Below are 2,898 nucleotides of genomic sequence, written 5' to 3' on the forward strand. Positions count from 1 at the left end.
ATACATCAATAGTTAGCTATCTACTTATTGGCTAGCTGGTGTAAAAGTCGCTGCAGAGACAAGCGCCGGGTGCGGCTGATTCTCACAATCGGTGCATGGGCCACATCTACCTCATCCGCCATGGGCAAGCCTCATTGGGCGCTGCCGACTACGACCAACTCAGCCCCCTGGGCCAGCGCCAGAGCGAGCGCCTGGGCCAGTACCTGCGCCAGCGGTCTGACGAACTCGGCCTGCACTGGGACGCCGTGCTGACCGGCAGCCTGCGCCGCCACCACCAAACCTGGCAAGGCATTGCCCAGGGCGCGGGCTGGACGCAGCACACCCCGCTGGTGTGGCCTGGCCTGAACGAGTACAACAGCGAAGCCCTGCTGGCCGCCCTGCCCTTGGGCCCGAGCCCAATCAGCCAGATCAACCCCGGCTCACCCGAAGGCTACAAGCGCCACTTCAGGCTGCTGCGCGATGCGCTGGCGCTGTGGATGGCGGGCACCATCAGCCCCCACGGCATGCCCAGCTACACCGACTTTGTGGCGGGTGCCACCGCCGCGCTGGCCCACATTCGCCAGCACCACGGCCACGGCAATGTGCTGGTGGTCAGCAGCGGCGGCCCCATCTCCACCCTGGTGGGCCACCTGCTGAGCACACCGCCCGAAACCACCATCGAGCTGAACCTGCAAATTCGCAACACCGCCCTGACCGAGCTGGCCGGCAGCCCCCAGCGCCAACGCCTGGTCAGCTTCAACACCCTGCCCCACCTCGACAGCGCCGAGCACCGGGGGTGGGTGACGGCGGCTTGAGGTGGCTGCGCCAGCGCGAAATCAGCCCTGGGCAGCCAGAAGCACATCCTTGGCAGACTGCACGCCACTCAAATACGCACCGTGGGCCGTGCCGAAATGGTCTTTGCTGCTGGCTTCACCGGCAAAAAAGAGCCGCCCGCCCAGCGGTTGGGCCAGCGCGGTGCGCATGGCGGGGGTGGCGTGGAGCGCGTTGAACGAATACGAACCACGGGCAAAGCGGTCGGATGCCCAGCGCGTGATCTGGTGGTCAACCGGGTGGGGAATGTCGTGGCCGAAGATGGTTTTGAGGTATCTGTTCACCCCCCCTGAGTTTCATATCACGCACCCAAAACGATAGCGCAGGGGTTAAACTGATGGCATGCGCAAAAGCGATAGCACTCAAGCACCAGCTGGTCGGCTTGACCTACCCGAAACCGTTGAAGCTTGTCACGGCATGATCCGCCAGCTCATGGACCGGCTGGCGGCATTGGAAGAACGCGTCAACCTGAACTCGCGCAACTCCTCCAAACCACCATCCAGCGATGGCCCCGGCACACCCACTCGCCCCGGCAGGGCCAAAAGCGGTAAACCCCTGGGCGGACAACCCGGACACAAAGGCAGCTTTCGGGCCATGGTGCCCCAGACTGATGTCAGCCACCTCATTGAGTGTTTGCCGCCAGCGCAATGCGATGCCTGCGGTTCATCGGTCGAGCCCGATGGCGACAAGCCCATGCGCCACCAAGTCTTCGAGCTGCCCGAAGTCAAACCCATCGTGAGTGAGTACGTGCGCCTGCGCGGCATCTGCAGCGGCTGCGGCCGCAAACACCACGCTGCCTTGCCCGCAGGGGTTCCCAGCGGGCAACTGGGGCCACGTGCCCTGGCCCTGGTGGGCACACTGGCCGGGCAATTCCATCTGACGCAGCGCAAAGTGCAGGCGGTGCTCTCGCACATCATGGGTGTCCACTTCAGCCTGGGGGCGGTGTCTCAGGCCCACGGGCTGGTCAGCCAGGCACTGGACAAGCCAGTGGCCCAACTGCATGCCGAGTTGCAGCACGCACCCGTGTGCCACGCCGATGAGACCAGGCACCAGAGCCACAAGCACACCATGTGGATGTGGGTACTGGTCAGCGACTGGGGTGTGCGGTTTCGCATCGACCCTTCGCGTGGGCAGTTGGCTGCCAAACTGATCCTGGGCAACCGGCCCGGTTTTGTCACGGTCAGTGACCGGTATGCGGGCTACAACCACCTGGTGCCTGAGCAGCGTCAGGTCTGCTGGGCACACCTGCTGCGCGACTTCGAGCGGATTGCTGCCCGCTCGGGCCTGGGTGGTCGCATTGGCAAGCGGCTGCTGGGCTATGGCTGCTTGCTGTTTCGCTGGCGTGAGCAGCAAAAGGACGCACGCCACTTCACATGGCTTCAAAAGCGCCTCCGGGCGCAGTTGGAGCTGGGCAGCACACAGACCCAGTGCTGCCGCACGGCCAACACCTGTGCCAATCTGTTGAAGATGTGGCCCGCACTGTGGACGTTCCTGCATAACCCGCTGGTGCCACCGACCAACAATGCCGCCGAGCGGGCGTTGCGAGATTACGTCATCAAGCGAAAGCTCTCGTACTGCACGCGATCCAAGCGGGGGATGGACTTTACCGAGCGCATCTTCTCAACGGTGCAGACTTGCAAGATGCAAACGCGGGTGGCCTATGAGTTCATCCACACCGCCGTCCAGAGCTGGATCGGTGGCATTCGCCCGCCCAGCCTGGTGCCCGAGCACATCCATCTTTATCACCCCGCTTGACGCTGAGGTCCTTTCCGTTGGGGGTACCTGAACAGATACGGTGCGCACCATCCCCAAAAGCGAGTTCCCGCCCGGCGTGAAGGTGGGTGGCCAATTGCAGGGCATGGCCGACGACGGTCAGCCCGCTGTGTTCAATGTGGTCAAGATCAAGGGCCCCACGGTGCATCTGGACGGCAACCACCCCCTGGCGGGCCAGGCGCTGACGTTCAGCTGCAAGGTTACGGCCGGGCGCGTGGCCAGTGCCGAGGAAATTGCGCACCGGCATGTGCACGGGGCGCACGGGCACCAACACTGAGACCCGCGCGACTCTGCGCCGCTGGGGCGAGGCAGTCC

General features: G+C 64.3%; 4 protein-coding genes. 3 read left to right on the top strand and 1 reads right to left on the bottom strand.

Features of this window, described 5'->3' with window-relative positions; translation table 11 throughout:
* The first annotated feature begins 95 nt into the window (after positions 1-95).
* Positions 96-794 carry a histidine phosphatase family protein gene (locus Q7U33_RS06210; protein ID WP_304858768.1) on the top strand — a complete coding sequence of 233 codons (699 nt, stop codon included), beginning with the start codon at positions 96-98 and terminating at the stop codon, positions 792-794.
* Between the two features lie 21 nt (positions 795-815).
* On the opposite strand, the gene Q7U33_RS06215 is transcribed toward Q7U33_RS06210, so the two are convergent.
* Positions 816-1,094 carry an FAD-dependent oxidoreductase gene (locus Q7U33_RS06215; RefSeq protein WP_304858769.1) on the bottom strand — a complete coding sequence of 93 codons (279 nt, stop codon included), beginning with the start codon at positions 1,092-1,094 and terminating at the stop codon, positions 816-818.
* A gap of 133 nt (positions 1,095-1,227) precedes the next feature.
* On the opposite strand from Q7U33_RS06215, the gene Q7U33_RS06220 reads away from it, so the two are divergent.
* Both Q7U33_RS06220 and Q7U33_RS06225 read left to right on the top strand, forming a co-directional pair.
* Complete coding sequence (locus Q7U33_RS06220; protein WP_304858771.1) at positions 1,228-2,565, top strand: IS66 family transposase; 1,338 nt, start codon at positions 1,228-1,230, stop codon at positions 2,563-2,565.
* 40 nt (positions 2,566-2,605) lie between these two features.
* Complete coding sequence (locus Q7U33_RS06225; RefSeq protein WP_304858773.1) at positions 2,606-2,860, top strand: peptidylprolyl isomerase; 255 nt, start codon at positions 2,606-2,608, stop codon at positions 2,858-2,860.
* The last annotated feature ends 38 nt before the right edge of the window (positions 2,861-2,898 follow it).

It is taken from the genome of Methylotenera sp. (genome assembly GCF_030653755.1).
GTDB lineage: Bacteria > Pseudomonadota > Gammaproteobacteria > Burkholderiales > Methylophilaceae > Methylotenera.